The sequence below is a fragment of the Pseudomonas nabeulensis genome (assembly GCF_004682045.1).
Classification (GTDB): domain Bacteria; phylum Pseudomonadota; class Gammaproteobacteria; order Pseudomonadales; family Pseudomonadaceae; genus Aquipseudomonas; species Aquipseudomonas nabeulensis.
In genome coordinates, this window is sequence record NZ_QUZT01000009.1 from 108,553 (window position 1) to 127,313 (window position 18,761).

General features: G+C 60.2%; 21 protein-coding genes and 1 riboswitch. Of the genes, 14 read left to right on the forward strand and 7 right to left on the reverse strand.

All coding sequences use genetic code 11. The annotated features are described in order from the left end of the window. Window positions 1-43 precede the first annotated feature (43 nt). The 4 genes from DYL61_RS07480 to DYL61_RS07495 all read left to right on the forward strand — a co-directional run bounded on the left by DYL61_RS07480 (window position 44) and on the right by DYL61_RS07495 (window position 2,051). Complete coding sequence (locus DYL61_RS07480; RefSeq protein ID WP_105696150.1) at window positions 44-601, forward strand: hypoxanthine-guanine phosphoribosyltransferase; 558 nt, start codon at window positions 44-46, stop codon at window positions 599-601. Between the two features lie 3 nt (window positions 602-604). After that, on the forward strand, window positions 605-1,072 hold the full coding sequence (locus DYL61_RS07485; protein ID WP_135307824.1) for a WbuC family cupin fold metalloprotein: 468 nt from the start codon (window positions 605-607) through the stop codon (window positions 1,070-1,072). Between the two features lie 35 nt (window positions 1,073-1,107). Further along, the gene (locus DYL61_RS07490) at window positions 1,108-1,593 is read left to right on the forward strand and encodes a hypothetical protein (RefSeq protein WP_135307825.1); all 486 of its coding nucleotides are present in this window, start codon (window positions 1,108-1,110) and stop codon (window positions 1,591-1,593) included. A 170-nt stretch (window positions 1,594-1,763) separates the two neighbouring features. After that, on the forward strand, window positions 1,764-2,051 hold the full coding sequence (locus DYL61_RS07495; protein ID WP_016976601.1) for a PA4642 family protein: 288 nt from the start codon (window positions 1,764-1,766) through the stop codon (window positions 2,049-2,051). 82 nt (window positions 2,052-2,133) lie between these two features. Here DYL61_RS07495 and mqo read toward each other — a convergent pair whose 3' ends face one another. Both mqo and DYL61_RS07505 read right to left on the reverse strand, forming a co-directional pair. Next, on the reverse strand, window positions 2,134-3,642 hold the full coding sequence (gene mqo / locus DYL61_RS07500) for a malate dehydrogenase (quinone) (protein ID WP_135307826.1): 1,509 nt from the start codon (window positions 3,640-3,642) through the stop codon (window positions 2,134-2,136). Between the two features lie 724 nt (window positions 3,643-4,366). Next, window positions 4,367-4,600: a hypothetical protein gene (locus tag DYL61_RS07505; RefSeq protein WP_135307827.1), complete on the reverse strand. Its 234-nt coding sequence runs from the start codon at window positions 4,598-4,600 to the stop codon at window positions 4,367-4,369. A 194-nt stretch (window positions 4,601-4,794) separates the two neighbouring features. Between DYL61_RS07505 and DYL61_RS07510 the strand changes: the two genes are divergently transcribed. After that, window positions 4,795-5,379 (forward strand): YajG family lipoprotein, encoded by a 585-nt coding sequence (locus DYL61_RS07510; protein ID WP_122487557.1) that lies wholly within the window; start codon window positions 4,795-4,797, stop codon window positions 5,377-5,379. Window positions 5,380-5,436: 57 nt separating this feature from the next. Here the strand turns inward: DYL61_RS07510 and DYL61_RS07515 are convergent, their stop codons facing one another. Next, entirely contained in the window at window positions 5,437-5,646 is a 210-nt protein-coding gene (locus tag DYL61_RS07515) for a hypothetical protein (RefSeq protein ID WP_105696144.1), read from the reverse strand. A gap of 183 nt (window positions 5,647-5,829) precedes the next feature. Here DYL61_RS07515 and DYL61_RS07520 point away from each other — a divergent pair, with 183 nt between their 5' ends. Continuing rightward, window positions 5,830-6,087: a hypothetical protein gene (locus tag DYL61_RS07520; protein ID WP_135307828.1), complete on the forward strand. Its 258-nt coding sequence runs from the start codon at window positions 5,830-5,832 to the stop codon at window positions 6,085-6,087. A gap of 60 nt (window positions 6,088-6,147) precedes the next feature. Here the strand turns inward: DYL61_RS07520 and DYL61_RS07525 are convergent, their stop codons facing one another. Then, on the reverse strand, window positions 6,148-7,311 hold the full coding sequence (locus tag DYL61_RS07525; protein WP_193559430.1) for a 1-acyl-sn-glycerol-3-phosphate acyltransferase: 1,164 nt from the start codon (window positions 7,309-7,311) through the stop codon (window positions 6,148-6,150). A gap of 132 nt (window positions 7,312-7,443) precedes the next feature. On the opposite strand from DYL61_RS07525, the gene DYL61_RS07530 reads away from it, so the two are divergent. The 4 genes from DYL61_RS07530 (at window position 7,444) to DYL61_RS07545 (ending at window position 9,481) form a co-directional block, all read left to right on the forward strand. Then, window positions 7,444-7,626 (forward strand): CPXCG motif-containing cysteine-rich protein, encoded by a 183-nt coding sequence (locus DYL61_RS07530; protein WP_135307830.1) that lies wholly within the window; start codon window positions 7,444-7,446, stop codon window positions 7,624-7,626. A gap of 11 nt (window positions 7,627-7,637) precedes the next feature. After that, window positions 7,638-7,898 (forward strand): putative signal transducing protein, encoded by a 261-nt coding sequence (locus DYL61_RS07535; RefSeq protein WP_105696140.1) that lies wholly within the window; start codon window positions 7,638-7,640, stop codon window positions 7,896-7,898. 36 nt (window positions 7,899-7,934) lie between these two features. Further along, window positions 7,935-8,555 (forward strand): SOS response-associated peptidase, encoded by a 621-nt coding sequence (locus tag DYL61_RS07540; protein ID WP_135307831.1) that lies wholly within the window; start codon window positions 7,935-7,937, stop codon window positions 8,553-8,555. A 107-nt stretch (window positions 8,556-8,662) separates the two neighbouring features. After that, window positions 8,663-9,481, forward strand: coding sequence for a M48 family metallopeptidase (locus tag DYL61_RS07545; RefSeq protein ID WP_135307832.1), 819 nt, complete (start codon window positions 8,663-8,665; stop codon window positions 9,479-9,481). A 157-nt stretch (window positions 9,482-9,638) separates the two neighbouring features. Here DYL61_RS07545 and DYL61_RS07550 read toward each other — a convergent pair whose 3' ends face one another. The 3 genes from DYL61_RS07550 to DYL61_RS07560 all read right to left on the reverse strand — a co-directional run bounded on the left by DYL61_RS07550 (window position 9,639) and on the right by DYL61_RS07560 (window position 12,479). Further along, on the reverse strand, window positions 9,639-10,223 hold the full coding sequence (locus DYL61_RS07550; protein WP_016974259.1) for a TMEM165/GDT1 family protein: 585 nt from the start codon (window positions 10,221-10,223) through the stop codon (window positions 9,639-9,641). Between the two features lie 88 nt (window positions 10,224-10,311). Further along, a riboswitch (yybP-ykoY riboswitch) is annotated at window positions 10,312-10,433 on the reverse strand. A 50-nt stretch (window positions 10,434-10,483) separates the two neighbouring features. Beyond that, entirely contained in the window at window positions 10,484-11,482 is a 999-nt protein-coding gene (locus tag DYL61_RS07555) for a class I SAM-dependent methyltransferase (protein WP_135307833.1), read from the reverse strand. Between the two features lie 31 nt (window positions 11,483-11,513). After that, on the reverse strand, window positions 11,514-12,479 hold the full coding sequence (locus tag DYL61_RS07560) for a 2-hydroxyacid dehydrogenase (RefSeq protein WP_135307834.1): 966 nt from the start codon (window positions 12,477-12,479) through the stop codon (window positions 11,514-11,516). 85 nt (window positions 12,480-12,564) lie between these two features. Between DYL61_RS07560 and DYL61_RS07565 the strand changes: the two genes are divergently transcribed. The 4 genes from DYL61_RS07565 (at window position 12,565) to DYL61_RS07580 (ending at window position 18,750) form a co-directional block, all read left to right on the forward strand. Beyond that, window positions 12,565-13,197, forward strand: coding sequence for a LysE family translocator (locus DYL61_RS07565; RefSeq protein WP_135307835.1), 633 nt, complete (start codon window positions 12,565-12,567; stop codon window positions 13,195-13,197). A 260-nt stretch (window positions 13,198-13,457) separates the two neighbouring features. Then, window positions 13,458-15,140, forward strand: a complete 1,683-nt coding sequence (locus DYL61_RS07570) for a fatty acid--CoA ligase (RefSeq protein ID WP_135307836.1) — start codon at window positions 13,458-13,460, stop codon at window positions 15,138-15,140. 333 nt (window positions 15,141-15,473) lie between these two features. Then, entirely contained in the window at window positions 15,474-17,345 is a 1,872-nt protein-coding gene (locus DYL61_RS07575) for a DUF1302 domain-containing protein (protein WP_135307837.1), read from the forward strand. A 40-nt stretch (window positions 17,346-17,385) separates the two neighbouring features. Beyond that, entirely contained in the window at window positions 17,386-18,750 is a 1,365-nt protein-coding gene (locus DYL61_RS07580) for a DUF1329 domain-containing protein (protein WP_135307838.1), read from the forward strand. Window positions 18,751-18,761 lie beyond the last annotated feature (11 nt).

Genomic DNA, 18,761 nt, shown 5'->3' on the forward strand with positions numbered 1-18,761 from the left:
CTTCGCCCGCTTTTCTTGCCACAGCACCCCCTTGGAGAGCGCCATGTCCGCTGATCTCGAGCATATCCGTCAAATCATGCGCGAGGCTGACTGCCTGTACACCGAAGCGCAAGTCGAAGCAGCGATCGCCAAGGTCGGCGCCCACATCACCCGCGAAATGGCCGACACCAACCCGGTGGTTTTCTGTGTGATGAACGGTGGCCTGATCTTCGCCGGCAAATTGCTGACTCACCTGCAATTCCCGCTGGAAGCGTCCTACCTGCACGCCACCCGCTATCGCAACGAAACCAGCGGCGGCGACCTGTTCTGGAAAGCCAAGCCGGAAGTCTCGTTTATCGACCGCGACGTGCTGATCATCGACGACATCCTCGATGAAGGTCACACCCTGGGCGCGATCATCGACTTCTGCAAACACGCTGGCGCACGTAAAGTGCACACCGCCGTGCTGATCGACAAAGACCACGACCGCAAGGCTCGCCCGGACCTGAAAGCCGATTACGTGGGCTTGCCGTGCATCGACCGTTATATCTTCGGTTACGGCATGGACTACAAAGGCTACTGGCGTAATGCCAATGGCATCTACGCCGTTAAAGGAATGTAAGTAATGACCCGTTTTCTTGATCGATCGCTGTTTGCCGAGTTGGCCGAGAAAGCGGGCGCCAGCCCTCGGGGTCGGCACCACCATAACTTCCACCACATGGAAGAACCGTGTCATCGCCTGGCCGTGGGCCTGCAGCCCAGCACCTATGTGCCGCCGCATCGGCACCTGAGCGCGGACAAGGCGGAAACCTTGCTCGTGCTGCAAGGCAGCCTGGGGTTGCTGGTGTTCAGCGACACCGGCGAGGTGATCGCCAAGCGCGTGATGCAGGCGGGCGGCGAATGCGCTGGCGTTGATCTGCCGCCGGGCGTGTTCCACGGCCTGGTGGTGCTTGAGCCCGATACTGTGATGTTCGAGTGCAAGGCCGGCCCTTACCGTCCGGTGGGCGAGGGCGAGATGGCCGACTGGGCGCCTCGCGAAGGTGATGCGGGTGTTGCCGAGTATCAACGCTGGATGCTTGCCCAGTTCGATTGAGCTACAGTGCTGGGCCCATCTAGCCGGAGCGGCCCATGAGCTTGTTGATTCGCACCTGCGCCGCCCTGGCGCTGACCCTTAGCCTGCCTCTCGCAGCGGCCCCCGCCGTGATGCACAGCCAGTTCCTGCCGCCGGATGACCTCACCCTGCGCGCTGAAACACCGGAGCAGCAGCAATTGCTGCAAGTCACCGAATACGCCGTGGTGGTGGGCAACCAGCGTCAATCCAGCCAGCAGCCGATTCCGGTGACTTCGCCGTTGATGATCCGCCTCAAGGGCAAATCCCTGAATAAAGGCGCGACCATCAGCCAGGTGGTGCTCAACTTCGATGCCGAAAGCAAAAGCCTGAAAAAGCCCGCCTATGACGATAAGAGCAAGACGCTGACGCTGTCGTATCCGATGGCGCAGTATCGGGCGATTGTCGATTTACTGCGCAATGACACGGTGTATGTGCAGTTCCTCAGTTATGCCAACGGGCATATCTGGGCGGATTTGCACACTGGCGCCGTTCGCGCGCGGTAGTCGCTACATAGCTAGGCAATGTGGGAGGGGGCTTGCCCCCGATGGCGGTGTATCAGTCAAAAATTTTGAGCCTGACTCACCGCAATCGGGAGCAAGCTCCCTCCCACATTGGATCTCCAGCAAGGTAGACTTCTTCCCCCGTGAAAAATGTCTGCAGGCTGGAGTCGGTAATGCGTAAAGATAAGAAACAGGTGATTGGCGATGAGATCGGCGATGATCAGATCAAGTTGTTCCTGGACTTCGAGCCAGTCGACGCGACTTCCCCGTCCCTGCACAAACTGATCAAGGCCTACCGTGGCCTGCGTATCGACGATTTCGAGCGCTTCCTGGGCTTTTTCAAGGAGGCCGGCCTGGACCTCGACGGCAAGGATGAGCATGGCCAGACGTTCGTCGACCTGATCAAGGACCAGCGCAACGCGGACGAGTACATCGAACTGATCGAAAACGCTCGCGGCTGATTATCCAGGCAAAAAAAACGCCCCGTCCTCATGCAGAGGGCGGGGCGATCGTTCCCACGCTCTGCGTGGGAATGTCACGACCTCAAGCGTAGCTCTCGGTCTCGGCAGCAGGTTCCACCAGCTCCAGGCTGATGTTGTTCTGCGTGTTGATCTTGCGATACAGCTCGGCGTCCGTTTCCAGAACCTTCTCCCGCGCCGGGAAGATCTCCTGAAGCTTGGCCGCCCACTCACCGGCCGCTTTGCCAGGGAAGCACTTCTCGATCAGTTCCAGCATGATCGAAACCGTCACCGAAGCGCCCGGAGACGCGCCCAACAGTGCCGCGAGCGAACCGTCCTTGGCTGCGACCAGCTCGGTGCCGAATTGCAGCACGCCGCCTTTTTTCGGGTCTTTCTTGATGATCTGCACCCGTTGGCCGGCCACTTCCAGGCGCCAGTCCTCGGCTTTCGCCTCGGGGTAGAAGCGGCGCAGGGACTCCAGGCGCTGCTCCATGGATTGGCGCACTTCGCTGACCAGGTACTTGGTCAGGTCCATATTGTCGCGGGCCACGGCCAGCATCGGGCCGATGTTGCCGGCGCGAATCGACATCGGCAGGTCCAGGAACGAGCCGTGCTTGAGGAACTTGGTGGTGAAGCCGGCGTATGGCCCGAACAGCAGGGATTTCTTGCCGTCGACTACGCGGGTGTCTAGGTGCGGCACGGACATCGGCGGCGAACCCACGGCGGCCTGGCTGTAGACCTTGGCCTGGTGGTGTTTGACCACCTCGGGGTTGTCGCAACGCAGCCACTGGCCGCTGACCGGGAAGCCGCCAAAGCCTTTGCTCTCTTCGATGCCCGAGGCTTGCAGCAGCGGCAGCGCCGCGCCACCGGCGCCGAGGAAGACGAACTTGGCGTCGACTTCACGGCTGTTGCCGCTGTTGACGTCCTTGATGCTCACGGTCCAGCCGGCGCCATTGCGCTTGAGGCCGGTGACGCGCTTGCAGTACTTGACCTGGGCATCCGGCGAGCTGGTCAGGTGACCCAGCAACTGGTTGGTCAGGGCGCCGAAGTTGACGTCGGTGCCGTTGAGTACGCGGGTGGCGGCGATTTTTTCGTCTAGCGGACGGCCCGGCATCATCAGCGGCATCCACTCGGCCATCTCGCTACGGTCTTCGGTGTAGTGCATATCCGAAAACGCGTGGTGTTGGCTGAGGGACTCAAAGCGCTTCTTGAGGAAGGACACGCCTTTTTCGCCCTGCACGAAGCTCAGGTGTGGTACCGGGCTGATAAAGGACTTGGACGAGCCAAAGGTGCCTTTTTTGGTCAAGTACGCCCAGAACTGCTTCGACACCTCGAACTGGGTGTTGATGTGCACGGCTTTCTTGATGTCGATGGAGCCATCGGCGGCCTGCGGCGTGTAGTTCAGCTCACACAGCCCGGCGTGGCCGGTGCCGGCGTTGTTCCACGGGTTGGAACTCTCCGCGGCACCCGAATCCATCAGCTCAACGACTTCCAGTTTGAGGCCGGGGTCGAGCTCTTTAAGCAATACGGCCAGGGTGGCACTCATGATGCCGGCCCCTACCAGTACTACGTCGACTGCTTCGTTATGCGCCATTTAACGCGTCTCCAAAATCTGCAGCACCAAATTGACGGCATGGCTGCCAGGAGTGACGGGGCGATTCACGTGTTGCCCCAGGTTACCCATGGCCAGGATCGCCATATCCGTTTCGCAATTCTTTGCACGTTCAGCACACGCTTCCTGCCGGGCTAATCTGCCTATGAACGCATTCATGGGCGCCTGTGGCAATTCGACTTATGGTCAAAGCGTGCGATTCGTGCAATCAATCCGTAGCGGACAGGCTCAAGCTCCGGTTGTTGAGGAGTACTCGGTCCTGTGGGGTTGGGCTGTTCCAGACGCTGATGGTGCTTGTTCAAACGCCAAACTATTCATTTGCTCGCCACACTCTTGTGAAGTTGTGAAAACCCGTTTTTTCACGCTCTTTTGAAGACGTGAACCTCAAAAAAGGGCTGCCCCAGCCTGGCACCTGGCCCGGATACCTTGCCGACACGCGGCAAAACGGGCAAACAACTCAAGTGGCCGAGCGCAATGGCAGCTCTGGCAGATTCGGCAAAGGCGGGTGGTTTGCAGGGAAAACAGCAAGCGCGCCAGCTTCACTCGATCTGTGTGGGCGGCTCTCTGTGGGCGTTTGGGGGGTTAATACCGAGGCATTAACGATGCTGCGGGGCCCGATCAGGAGACGTCCTTATAATCGGGGGGAGATTGTAGCGAAGAACGCCAAGGAAATGGGCGTGTTTTATGACTTTTATTAGGTGTTCGGTCAGGCGGCCAACGGCTGGTGGCGCGGCGACCTTGCCTGGCGTGGGCTCACACGGACATGGGCCGGCAGTGGGCGATGCATCCAGCTCAGGCGAATCTCCTCGATTTCCACCCAGCCGTTGCCCACGGGCGGCTGGCTGCACTCTTTGAAGGCTTGGCAGCGGCCTTCGGCGTCCAGCAGGGCGAACTGGCGAAGAGCGGGTTTGCGTGCGAACAGCGACCAGAGAAAATGCATGGCGATCAACCTCCTGAGATTGGGGCCAAGCATGCCGTCGAGGGATGACGGGCCGATGTAACGGCTGTGACATCTCGGTGACATCGAACCGCCGCGTGCGCCGTGGGTCTCAGGTTGTAACTGGGCCTAGTTCCCGGCGATGGCGCACCGCTATACTGCCGGCCTGTCGGTACTTGAATCCTGGAGAGAAGCGCATGTTGCAACGCCTGTTGTTCGGTTTGATCACTGTGACCAGTTTGACCCTGGTTGGCTGCGCCAATAGCCCGCAACAACTGAGCCCGGAACCGAAACTCACCACCCAGTTGGCCCCGGTAGGTCATGGCCAGCCGGTATCGGTGCGTGTGGTTGATGGCCGCCCGTCGCCGACCCTGGGTTCCCGCGGCGGCCTGTATCCGGAGACTGCGCTGGTGTCCGTGAACGCTCAGGATGTGCTGCCCAAGCTGCAAGCCCAGGCCGAAGCGGCTGTGCGCCTGCTGGGGTTCACCCCGGCCAACTCCCCAGGTGCGCCGCAGTTGACCATCACCCTGGCCGAGCTGAAATACCAGTCGCCCAAAGATGGCCTATACGTGACTGAAGCGTCCATCGGCGCGACCTTCAAGTCCGATGTCACTGCTGGCACCCGTCGCTACAGCGGTCGCTACGGCGCGTCCCTGAACCAGCGTTTCGGCATGTCGCCGAACCAGGAAACCAACACCAAGCTGGTCAGCGATGTATTGAGCGATGCCCTGACCCGTCTGTTCAAAGACCCAAGCATTGGTTCGTTGCTTAGCTCGCAATAACCGATCCTTTAAAAAACCGGGCCCAGCGATGGGTCCGGTTTTTTTTCGCCTGCAGTTTCAGGCGGCGGTGTCGATACAGAAATCCAGCAGGCTCACCCCCGTCAACAGATCGGCCTCCGGCAAGTCGGCATGCTGGTGGCCGCCAAGGGCGCAATACACCAGCCAGTGGCGGTCCTGGACGTTGAATGCGAGGCCGCCGACCAGTGCTTCCTGCTCGTCGCTTTGGGCTATCAGATACAGCCGATCCTGGTTGTGCGCGTGCAGCATGACAAGCTCCCGAACGTTCGAAGGGCAACAGAGTGGCTTGTTAAGGTGACGTTCAGGTGACGCCGTAAATTACTGGATACATTAGCCGTTATTGGGGGATGGAGCGTTTGCGGCGCTGGAAGCCACTATCGTTCAGGTTTGTATCTGAACTGATACCCGAACACTGTTTTATTGAGGTTTGCGATGGCGCTGCCCGCACTGTTGACCAATGTTTTCGCGTTAGCCGTCGCCTGCCCAGGTGCGGCGCTGCTGTTTATCACCCGCCTGCGCGAACAGCGCGCGATGGCCGACCTGAGCGCGCAAAGCGAAGATCGCGCGATTGACCAGCCGATGTTGTTTCTGGATGTGCGCACCGAGCGGGCGCATCGCGTGGCTTATCGGGTGGGGTTCATTTGCCTGGGCTTGGCGTTGCTGACCTCTTGGATCAGTACCCATCTCTAAAACACACCACAAAACAACTGTGGGAGGGGGCTTGCCCCCTCCCACAGTTTTAATCGGTGATTACAGCGGTATACCTGCTTTAACCCGATACTGATTACGCACCGGCGTCGCATACTGCACCACCAAGAACGGCCGATGCTCAGCCGGGCACTCATTCAAGCGCCGCTCCCACTCAGCCTTCGCCTTGGCCAACTCATCGGCCGGGAACACCTCGGCCGCCGTCGGTACCTGCAATTGCGGGTCGGCGTCGCTCCACTGGGCGTACGCCAGGTAATGCACCGGGAACAGGCGATAACCACCGAGAATCTGCCGGTCCATTTCCGTGGCCAGCGACTTGGTGTCTTCAAAGCGTTCGGTAATCGGCGGCGCGAAGTTCACGTGTACCCGGCCTTTGTAACCGGTAATGCCCAAGGCAATGCTCACATCGTCCTCGCCCGGTGCCTTGCTGTAGGTGCCGGTGGTGGCGCGGATGTATAGCTCACGGGCCTTGGCGGCGTCGCACGGGTCGTATTCATAGCTGATGGACACCGGCGTCAGGTTCAACGACTGGATCACCTCGGCAAACGGCTCTTCCTTGCGGCTGACGTGGAACATCTTGAGGATCGCCGACTCGGTGCGATCATCCCCATCCTTGGCGCGGCCTTCGGCCTGGGCGATCCAGATCGACTGGCAGTCATTGCGGATCGAATGGTTGATGTAGGCCGACAGCAGGTTGAACGCTGCCATCTTTTCCTTTCGCCCGCTGATCGAGCGGTGCACGATAAAGCTCTTGTTCAGGCGCATCAGGTCGCTGACAAACGGCTTTTGCAGCAGGTTGTCGCCAATGGCGATGCGCGGCGTCGGCAGGCCGGCGTGGTACACGGCATAGTTGACGAACGCCGGGTCCATCACGATATCGCGGTGGTTGGCCAAAAACAGGTAGGCGGTGCCGGACTTGAGCTGCTCGACGCCGGTGTAGGTCACGCCGTCGGTCGCGCGGTCGATGGTGTGGTCGACGTAGTACTCGACTTTGTCCTGCAGCGTGGCCACGGTGGTGACGCCGGCGAATTCACGGCGCAGCTTGCGGGCGATCATCGGCTTGAGCAGCCAGCCCAGGGCGCCGGCGAAGCGCGGGAAGCGGAAGTGGGTCAGGATGTCCAGAAAGGCCTTGTCACTGAACAGTCGGTCCAGTACTGCCGGGACTTCACTGTCGTTGTAAGGTCGGATGGTATCGAATTGGCCCATCATGCTCTCTTGTTAGAAACGGCTAGGGTAAGTAAAGGAAATACCAGGGGTCGACCCGAGTAATGGGCTCGGTCGAAAATAGCCCTGTCAATAGACCGGCGATTATACGCACAAGTCACCTTGGAGGCTGCGATGCTGGAAACCGCGACATACGATTGCCCTTATTGTGGTGAGGAAGTCGAGACCACCGTGGATTTGTCAGGTGGCGATCAGACCTACATTGAAGACTGCCAGGTGTGCTGCCGGCCAATCGTGTTCGATCTTCAGGTCCATGGGGAAGAATGGATGCTTGAAACCCGTAGTGAAAACGAATAACGGGGATATCCATGCAGAGAATCTACGAACCGGAGAACCTGATGGAAGGCGAATTGCTGCAACAGATGCTCGCCAGTGAGGGCATCGAGGCGCATCTGGTGGGGCGCCATTTGCTCGGCGGCACCGGCGAACTGCCGATCTTTGGCCTGCTTGGCCTTGAGGTGGACAACGACCGCGCCGCTGACGCCCGCGAGCTGATCACCGCCTATATCGGCGCGCAGCCCATGCCGGGGGATGAACCTGACAGCTTCCCTGACGTGCTGGTCTGTTAGGCTGTCGGTCGGTTTACCCAAGAGTCGTGTTGCCCCATGTGTGGACGTTATGCCCTGTTTCGCTGGAACCCCGCTTTTGCTGCCTTGCCGGGCTTCCCGGCCGACCAGCAGGCCCAGTGGAACATCTCCCCGAATGATTCGGTGCTGATCCAGCGCGCCAGCGACGGCCAGCGCACCCTGGCCCGCGCCCGCTGGGGGCTGACGCCGCCCTGGCTGACCGACCTTTCCCGCACGCCTGCCCATGCCCGAGCCGAGACCCTGGCCGAGCAACCGATGTTTCGTGAGGCATTTCGCCTGCGCCGCTGCCTGCTGCCCGCCAACGGGTTCTATGAGTGGCGCGGCACCCAGCGTAAACGTCCGTACTGGCTGACGCCGGGGGAGGGCTCTACGCTGTTTTTTGCGGCGATCTGGGAAGCGTATCCGGTGCAGGAGCAGGTGTGGCTGAGTACGGCAGTGGTGACCCAACCCGCTCAGAACCAGCGACGTCCATTGATTCTGGATGCAGCGGGGCAGGAGGCCTGGCTCAACCCCGACACGCCATTGCACGTTCTTCAGGCGCTGCTGGCCAGCGAGCCGACCGCGTTGCGCGAGCGGGTACTGGCCAATATGGTCAATGATCCCAAGCTCAACGGGCCGGAATGCCTGACGCCTGCGTAAGTAGCGCGTGAGATGTATCTGAAAATCATGAGTTACACGTCTGTTGTATCTGGCGCCGATACACATGACCGCCTAGGATACGCGCCATGTTTTCAGGGAGCGTAAGTATGAAGAAATCATTGGCGGTAAGTGTATTGACTACAGCGTTGCTGCTGGCCGGGTGCCAGTCGGTCAACACCACCAGCGGCGGTGCCGTGGGGGTTGAGCGCAAGCAATACATGTTCAGCATGCTGTCGAGTCAGGAAGTCGACCAGATGTATGCCCAGTCCTACCAGCAGACCCTGGGTGAAGCCAGTGGCAAAGGTTTGGTGGACAAGACCAGCGCCAACGCCAAGCGCGTGCAGGCCATTGCCAACCGCTTGATCGCCCAGGCGCCGACCTTCCGTGCAGATGCTGCGCAGTGGAAGTGGGAAGTGAACCTGATCAAGAGCGACGAGATGAACGCCAACTGCGGGCCTGGCGGCAAGATCTTCGTGTACAGCGCGTTGATCGACAACCTCAAGCTCACCGATGACGAATTGGCTGCAGTGATGGGGCATGAAATCGCCCATGCCTTGCGTGAGCATGGTCGCGAGGCCATGTCCAAGGCCTACGGGATCGAGATGGCCAAACAGGGCGCCGGTGCATTGTTCGGTCTGGGCCAGGACAGCCTGGCGCTGGCCGATACGGTGGCCAACTACGGCATGACCTTGCCCAACAGTCGCAGCAATGAAAACGAAGCGGACCTGATCGGGTTGGAGTTGTCGGCCCGTGCCGGTTACAACCCGAATGCGGCCATTACGCTGTGGAACAAAATGGCCAAGGCTTCGGAAGGCGCACCGCCGGAATTCATGAGCACTCACCCGGCGTCGGACAGCCGGATTGCGTCGTTGCAGGCGGCGATTCCGAAGGTGATGCCGCTTTACCAGCAGGCCAAGAAGTCCTGATCTTCCCGGCAGTGTGAAGATCCAAATGTGGGAGGGGGCTTGCCCCCGATAGCAGTGTGTCATTTAGCAAGTCTGTTGCTGATGCACCGCTATCGGGGGCAAGTCGAATCGTCGCACCGCCCCTCCCACATTTGATTGTGTTTACAGGTTTAGATACTCAGATCCAACCGCTGCTCTGCATGGCTTTGTACACCGCCACTACCGCCAACACAAAAAACGCCGTAGCCGCCAACCGGCGAATCAACGTCAACGGCAGTTTCTCCGCCGCAAAATTCCCCGCCAGTACCACCGGCACGTTGGCAATCAGCATGCCCAGGGTGGTGCCGATAATCACCAGCCACAGCTCCGGATACTGCGCCGCCAGCATCACCGTGGCGATCTGGGTCTTGTCACCGATTTCCGCCAGGAAGAACGCAATCAGCGTGGTCAGGAACGGCCCGAACTTGCGCGTGGTACTGGCTTCGTCGTCGTCGAGTTTGTCCGGCACCAAGGTCCACAGTGCGGTGGCGCAGAAGCTCGCCGCGAGAATCCAGTGCAGCACCGCATCCGAGAAGAAGCTGCCGAACCACGCCCCCACGGCGCCAGCCGCCGCATGGTTGGCCAGAGTCGCGGCGACGATGCCGGCGATGATTGGCCAGGGCTTGCGGAAGCGTGCAGCGAGAATGAGCGCGAGCAGTTGCGTCTTGTCGCCGATTTCGGCCAAGGCAACGATTGCGGTAGGTACGAGTAGTGAATCCAGCATCAGGTAAGTTTCCAGGGGCGGGTCGACACGGCTATGACACGTACAGCCTTCCCGCCCCGGGTAAGGTGTGCGTGTCATAGGTCTTGTCAAACCCCGGTCCGTCTGTGCGGACACCTGGGTCGCATACGCCATGGTCTGCTGACCAAGTATGTTGACGTATGCCGGACGAGCGTGGCGCTCGTGGGAGACTACTCCCCTAGGACGGAGCGGATTCTGCCTAGGCAAACTCCATTCGGCAAGCCTTCTTTTTCAAACGCCCGTCAGCCTCGCTTGGCGCGGTAGATGCGAAAACCATTGCCTTCGGCCTTGATGGCGCACACGCCCAGATGCTCTTCGATCAACGGTTGGTACTTCAGGAAGCTGTTGGCGACCAGGCGCAGTTCGCCACCTTTTGCCAGGTGTTTCGCGGCTTTTCGCAGCAGGTTCTCGGTGGCGAAATAATCGGTGTGCACGCCCACATGGAACGGTGGGTTACTCAAAATCGCGTTCAAACCCATCGGTGCTGCGTCGATGCCATCACCGGTCAATACCTCCGCTTCCAGACCGTTGGCAGTCAGGGTCAGGCGGCTGCTGGCGGCAGCAAAGGCGTCCACGTCGAGCATCGTCACAGTGTTGTGCGGATAGCGACGTTTTACCGCAGCCCCGAGCACGCCGGCGCCGCAGCCAAAGTCCAGCAAGTGACCGCTCGGGAGCTTGTCGAGATGCTCCAACAGCAGTTCGGTGCCACGGTCCAGGCGACCATGGCTGAACACGCCCGGCAGGCTGACCACTTTGAGTGGCCCTTCGGCCAGCGGCACCTCGAAGACCTGCGCGAGACTTTCCAGTTCGACCGCTTGCGGGGCGTTGGCCACGGTGACCTGCCACAGCTGGCAATGCCGTGCGCTGTCGAGCTTGCGCGGCTTGCCGAACGGGAGCAGCTGCTTGGCGGCGCTTTCGATACCGGCTTTTTTCTCACCCACCAGGAACAGCTCGGCGCCGGGCAGGCGTGCGGCCACGGCGTTGAGCAAGTAATCAGTGAGGTCTTTGGACTTGGGCAGGAAGATCACCGCTGCATCAAACCCGCGCTCCGGCACGTTCACGCCGAACTGGCTGCGCTCGGCGAAGCGTGCATCCAGCGCCGCCTGGTCGCCGGCATGCCAGCACCAGCCGTGGGCGTTGGGCAAGCGGCCCAGCAGGTCGTCGGCAGGCAAACCTACCAGCAGCAGGTTGCCTTGAAAAAGTTCGGCCTGACGAAGCAGTACTTCACTGCGCGGATCCATGGTCTGCTCCTTGAAAAAGGGGCGCAGTTTATCAACTCACGACACGCTGCGGTGTGCCGCTGAAAAAGCCCCGGGCGTTTTCCGTCAGTTGGCCGACGATGCGTTGGCGCGCTTCGCGACTGCCCCAGGCGTTGTGGGGGGTGACGATCAATCGAGGGATGTCGCCGGCCAGCAGCGGATTGCCATTGACCGGCGGCTCCACGCTCAGCACATCGGTCGCAGCGCCGCCCAGGTGGCCATTGCGCAGGGCATCCGCCAAGGCTTGCTCGTTGATCAGACCACCGCGTGCCGTGTTGACCACAAAAGCTCCCGGCTTGAGCAGCGCCAGTTCGCGAGCGCCGATAAAGTCGCGGGTGTGTTCGTTGAGCGGGCAGTGCAAGGTCAGGGCATCGACTTGGGTGAGCAATTCATCCAACGGGATGCGGTCGGCACGGGCAGGGCGGCCGGGGATCGCTCCCAGTAACACGCGCATGCCGAACGCCTCGGCCAGGCGCGCTACGGCGCCGCCCAGTTCACCGTGACCGAGCAGGCCGAGGGTCTTGCCTTCCAGTTCGACGATGGGGTGGTCCAGCAGGCAGAACTGTTTGGCCTCCTGCCATTTGCCCGCGCTGACGTCCCGTTGATAGTCCTTCAGGCGCGTCGCCAGGTTGAGCAACAACATGATCGTGTGCTGCGCCACCGATGGCGTGCCGTAGCCCTGGCAGTTGCTGACTGTGATGCCGTGGGCGCGGGCGGCTTGCAGATCGACGTTGTTGGTGCCGGTGGCCGACACCAGGATCAACTTGAGTTCCGGGCAGGCCGCCAGGGTTTCGGCATTGAGCGGGATCTTGTTGCTGATGGCCACCTGGGCGCCTTGCAGGCGTTCGATCACGTTGTGGGGTGTTGTGTCCGAAAACAACTGCAACTCGCTGAAGCTGTTGCGCAGCTCGCTGAGGTCGAGGTCTCCCAGGTCCAGGGAGGGGTGATCGAGGAAGACCGCGCGGCGATTGTTCGTCATCAACTGTACCTTTTGCGACAGGGTTCGAAGGCGTAATCTGCCGAGCCTATCAGATGAAATAATCAGTTACTCAATTGGAGTGAGCATGTACCTCGCCGAGTTTTTGACCGTAGCCTTGATCCACTTGTTGGCAGTGGCCAGCCCCGGCCCGGATTTTGCCGTGGTGGTGCGCGAAAGTGTTACCCATGGCCGTCGCGCCGGGACGTGGACCGCACTGGGCGTGGGCTCGGCGATTTTCTTGCACGTGGGCTATTCGTTGCTGGGGATTGGCTTGATCGTGTCCCAGTCCATCGTGCTGTTCAACGCGTTGAAATGGGCGGCAGCAGCGTACTTGCTATACATCGGCTTCAAGGCCCTGCGTGCGCAGCCGGCCAAGCCTGTCGCGGAAGGCGAGTTGCACCGCGAAGCTGGCGAACGCACGCCACGCGGGGCGTTTACCGCAGGCTTCGTGACCAATGGGTTGAATCCCAAGGCGACGCTGTTCTTTCTCTCGCTGTTTACCGTGGTGATCAACCCGCATACGCCGCTGGCGATCCAGGCCGGTTACGGCGTGTACCTGGCGGTGGCGACGGCGGTGTGGTTTTGTCTGGTGGCCATGTTGTTCAGCCAGCAGCGCGTGCGTGCCGGGTTTGCGCGGATGGGGCATTGGTTTGATCGGACGATGGGGGCGGTGTTGATTGCGATTGGGGTGAAGCTGGCGTTTACCAGCATGAAGTAAAACTTGAGTGAACACTGTTCAAATGTGGGAGGGGGCTTGCCCCCGATAGCGGTGTGTCAGCTACCGATCAGTTGGCTGATCCACTGCAATCGGGGGCAAGCCCCCTCCCACATTGGATCTCCACAAGGCTCTGGTGATGGCTCAGGGCTAGCACTTAACCACCTCTGCAAATCATTCCTTTGGCTGATTTGGCTGAAACCCAAGCGCTCTACAGTGCAAGTCTTTCAGCCAAGACCGTGCAGTCATAAAAAGGGATTCCTATGTTGCAGACCCGTGTTATCCCGCCCGCCGAAGGCGCGTACCAATACCCGTTGTTGATCAAACGCCTGTTGATGTCCGGGGCCCGCTACGAGAAAACCCGGGAAATCGTCTACCGCGACAAGCTGCGTTACACCTATCCCACCCTGATCGAGCGCGTCGCCCGCCTGGCCAATGTGTTGACCGCAGCCGGTGTGAAGGCCGGTGACACCGTGGCGGTGATGGACTGGGACAGCCACCGTTACCTGGAATGCATGTTCGCCATCCCGATGATCGGCGCGGTGATCCACACCATCAACGTGCGCCTGTCGCCGGAACAGATTCTCTACACCATGAACCACGCCGAGGACCGCTTTGTGCTGGTCAACAGCGAGTTCGTGGGGCTTTACCAGGCCATCGCCGGGCAGCTCACCACAGTCGACAAGACCTTGCTGCTCACCGACGGTGAATCGAAAACCGCGGAATTACCCAACCTGGTCGGCGAGTACGAAACCCTGCTGGCCGCCGCCAGCCCCCAGTACGACTTCCAGGACTTCGACGAACACTCCGTCGCCACCACCTTCTACACCACCGGCACCACCGGCAACCCCAAGGGCGTGTACTTCACCCATCGCCAACTGGTGCTGCACACCATCGGCGTGGCCACCATCATGGGCAGCGTCGACAGCGTGCGGCTGTTGGGCACCAACGACGTATACATGCCGATCACGCCGATGTTCCACGTGCACGCCTGGGGCCTGCCGTATGTGGCGACCATGCTCGGCTTGAAACAGGTCTACCCCGGCCGCTACGACCCGGAATACCTGGTGGAGCTGTGGCGCAAGGAAAAGGTCACCTTCTCCCATTGCGTGCCGACCATCCTGCAAATGGTGCTCAACGCCAAGGCCGCCCAAGGCGTGGACTTTGGCGGCTGGAAAATCGTCATCGGCGGCAGCGCACTCAACCGCACGCTGTACGAAGCCTCCAAGGCCCGGGGGATCCAACTGACGGCCGCGTACGGCATGTCCGAGACCGGGCCGCTGGTGTCCTGCGCCCACCTCAACGAAGAGTTGATGGCCGGCACCGAGGATGAGCGCACCACCTACCGCATCAAGGCCGGCGTGCCGGGGCCGTTGGTGGAAGCGGCGATTGTCGATGGCGACGGCAACTTCCTGCCTGCCGATGGCGAGTCTCAGGGCGAACTGGTCTTGCGCGCGCCGTGGCTCACCGAGGGCTATTACAGAGAGCCGGAGAAGGGCGCCGAGCTGTGGGCCGGCGGCTGGATGCACACCGGCGATGTGGCCACGCTGGATGCGTTTGGTGTGATCGACATCCGCGACCGCATCAAGGACGTGATCAAGACCGGCGGCGAGTGGGTCTCGTCCCTGGCCCTCGAAGACCTGGTCAGCCGTCACCCGGCGGTACGCGAAGTAGCGGTAGTGGGTATTGCCGATCCCCAGTGGGGTGAGCGCCCGTTTGCGTTGCTGGTGGTGCGTGATGGCCATGTGATATGCGCTCGCGAGCTTAAGGAGCACCTCAAGCCCTTCGTTGAATTGGGCCACCTGAGCAAGTGGGCGATTCCAAGCCAGATCGCCGTTGTTACGGAAATTCCCAAGACCAGCGTAGGCAAGCTCGACAAAAAACGTATCCGTATCGACATCATCGAGTGGCAGGCCAACAACAGCACGTTCCTGTCCACACTGTGACCCCCTTCGCCGCGCCCGTTCGGGCGCGGCAATGCTCTATCTCAAGCCTTTACTTGTGATTTGCCAATTTTCAGCCATCCTTGCCGCGCCGACCTTCGTCGGTGTGGCGAAAGGGTTGAGGCAGACGGGTCGGTGCTACAAATCACACTTTAGAGGGATCAAGCGCTACCCCCTGCTGGCTATAGTCCCCCTCAGAGTTTTTCAAGGATGTTGCGCTTCGGGCCATGGGGGCTCGGTTGCCGTGCGGCATTGGAATCGTTGTATTCCGGCCGTTACATGCATCCACAAGAACGAACTCTCTGCCATAACAATAATGCACATGGAGTAGCGTCGATGACCTCAGTAAACCAGTTCTGGCGCCGGGCAAGACTGCCCGTGGCCGTCAGCCTCGCCTCTACGCTCGCCGGGCCCGCATTCGGCGTCAGTTTCAACATCGGTGAAATCGAAGGTAGCTTTGACTCGTCGCTTTCCGTGGGTGCGAGCTGGTCGACAGCCAAGCCCAACCGCGATCTGATCGGCGCCAACAACGGTGGCAGGGGCCTGTCCCAGACCTCCGATGACGGCCACTTGAACTTCAAGCGTGGAGAGACCTTCTCGAAGATCTTCAAGGGCATTCACGACCTGGAACTGAAATACGGCGATACCGGTGTGTTTGTGCGGGGCAAGTATTGGTATGACTTTGAGCTCAAGGACGAAAGCCGTCCGTTCAAGGACATCAGCGACAACAACCGCAAAGAGGGCGCCAAATCCTCCGGCGGGCAGATTCTCGATGCGTTTATCTACCACAACTACAACGTTGCCGATTTGCCAGGGTCGGTGCGTTTCGGCAAGCAGGTGGTGAGTTGGGGTGAAAGTACCTTCATCGGCGGCGGCATTAACTCCATCAACCCGATCGACGTGTCGGCGTTCCGTCGTCCGGGCGCGGAAATCAAGGAAGGCTTGATTCCGGTCAACATGTTCTATGTGTCGCAAACCCTGACGGATAATTTGTCGGCAGAGGCGTTCTATCAGTTGGAATGGGACCAGACCGTCACGGACAACTGCGGAACGTTTTTCTCCCAGCCGGATATTATTTCGGATGGTTGCACCGATAACCTTCGTGTATTGAACAAGCGTTCGCGGATTCCAGCTGCGGCGTATCCGACCCTTAATGCCTTTGGCGTCGATGTCAACGAAGAGGGTGTGAAAGTTGCCCGTGGCGCCGACAGGGATGCCCGTGACAGTGGTCAGTTTGGGGTTGCGTTCCATTACAACTTTGAGCCGTTGGACACGGAGTTTGGTGCTTACTTCATGAATTACCATAGCCGCGCGCCGATTTTCAGCGCTCGCGGTGCCTCCCAATCGCTCTATAACCTGCTCAACAACCCTGGCACACCTGCGGCGCTGAGGCAGTTGGCGCCGGTGATCATTGCCGGTAATTCGCAATACTTCGTCGAGTACCCGGAAGACATTCGCCTCTATGGCTTGAGCTTTTCCACGACCCTGCCCACGGGGACGGCCTGGAGCGGTGAGCTGAGCTATCGGCCGAATGCTCCGGTTCAGTTGAACTCGACGGATATTCTGTTTGCCGGTGTCACTCCTTTGAATGGCTACTCCAATGCCTCCGTGCTCAAAGGCGTTCCAGGGCAGGATCTCAATGGTTACAAGCGCAAGGAAATCACTCAGTTCCAAACCACATTTACACACTTCTTTGACCAGGTGATGGGCGCAAGCCGTTTGACCACTGTGGGCGAAATTGGCGTCACGCATGTCGGTGGACTGGAAAGTAAATCCAAGACTCGTTATGGCCGCGACCCGGTTTTTGGCCCTGGTAGCCTGCCTGCCGGGTTCTGTAATGCCCTCAACACCTCGACCGCCGGTGGTGCTGGCGTGCCCGTTGCGGATCTGAATACCAATTGCAACAACGACGGCTTTACCACAGCCACCTCCTGGGGCTATCGCGCCCGTGCGATCTGGGAATACCCGGACGTGTTCGCCGGCGTCAACCTCAAGCCGAGTGTGGCGTGGTCTCACGACGTCAAAGGTTACTCGCCAGGCCCTGGCGGCAACTTTGAAGAAGGGCGCAAGGCGGTCAGCCTGGGTGTGGATGCCGAGTACCAAAACACCTACACCGTCGGTTTGAACTACACCAACTTCTTTGGTGGCAAGTTCAGCACGGTGGACGACCGCGATTTCATCGCCCTGAGCGCCGGCGTGAACTTCTAAGCACACTCTTTGCAGATGCATTTTCAGGAAGAACCAGAACATGAAAATAAGTAAAAATCTGTTGCACGTGGGTGTGCTTGGGCTGTCGATCCTGGCGAGTAACGTCATGGCGGCAGTGTCGGCGGATGAAGCCGCCAAGCTGGGCACGACCCTGACCCCAATGGGCGCCGAAATGGCCGGTAACGCGGCGGGCACCATTCCGAAGTGGTCGCCACTGCCTACCAACGCTGGCGCTGTCGATGCCCGTGGTTTCCTGGCCAACCCTTACGCCAGCGAACAACCGCAGTTCACTATCACCGCCGCCAACGTCGAGCAGTACAAGGACAAGCTGGCGCCGGGGCAATACGCGATGTTCAAACGCTACCCGGACAGCTTCAAGATGCCGGTCTACCCGACCCATCGCGGTGCCACGGTGCCGGCGGATGTGTTCGCCTCCATCAAGAAGAACGCCACCAACACCAACCTGGTGTCGGGTGGCAACGGCCTGGAAAACTTCGAGACGGCGATCCCGTTCCCGATCCCGAAAAGCGGCGTGGAAGTGATCTGGAACCACATCACCCGTTATCGCGGCGGCAGCGTGACCCGCCTGGTGACCCAGGCCACGCCGCAAACCAACGGCTCATTCAGCCTGGTGTACTTCAAGGACCAATTCGTCTTCCGCGACAAGATGAAGGACTACGACCCGAAAAACCCGGGCAACGTGCTGTTCTACTTCAAGCAGCAAGTGACCGCACCGGCACGCCTGGCCGGTGGTGTGCTGCTGGTGCACGAAACCCTGGACCAGGTGAAAGAGCCGCGCTCGGCGTGGGTCTACAACGCCGGCCAGCGCCGTGTGCGCCGGGCGCCGCAAGTGTCCTATGACGGCCCAGGTACTGCTGCCGACGGCCTGCGGACCTCCGACAACCTCGACATGTACAACGGCGCGCCGGACCGCTACGACTGGAAGCTGGAAGGCAAGAAGGAAATCTACATCGCCTCCAACAGCTACAAGATCGACGATCCGAAGCTCAAGTACGCCGACATCATCAAGGCCGGCCACATCAACCAGGACCTGACGCGCTACGAGTTGCGCCGTGTCTGGCACGTGGTCGCCACCTTGAAGGAAGGCCAGCGCCACATCTATGCCAAACGTGACTTCTTCATCGACGAAGACACCTGGCAAGCCGCGGTCATCGACCACTACGACGGCCGTGGCCAACTGTGGCGCGTCGCCGAAGCTCATGCCGAGAACTACTACGACAAGCAAGTGCCGTGGTACGCCCTGGAAACCCTCTACGACCTGCAGTCCGGCCGCTACCTGGCCCTGGGCATGAAGAACGAAGAGAAACAGGCGTATGACTTCGGCTTCACCGCCACCACCAGCGACTTCACCCCAGCCGCCTTGCGCCAGGATGGCGTTCGCTAAACTCCACTCCC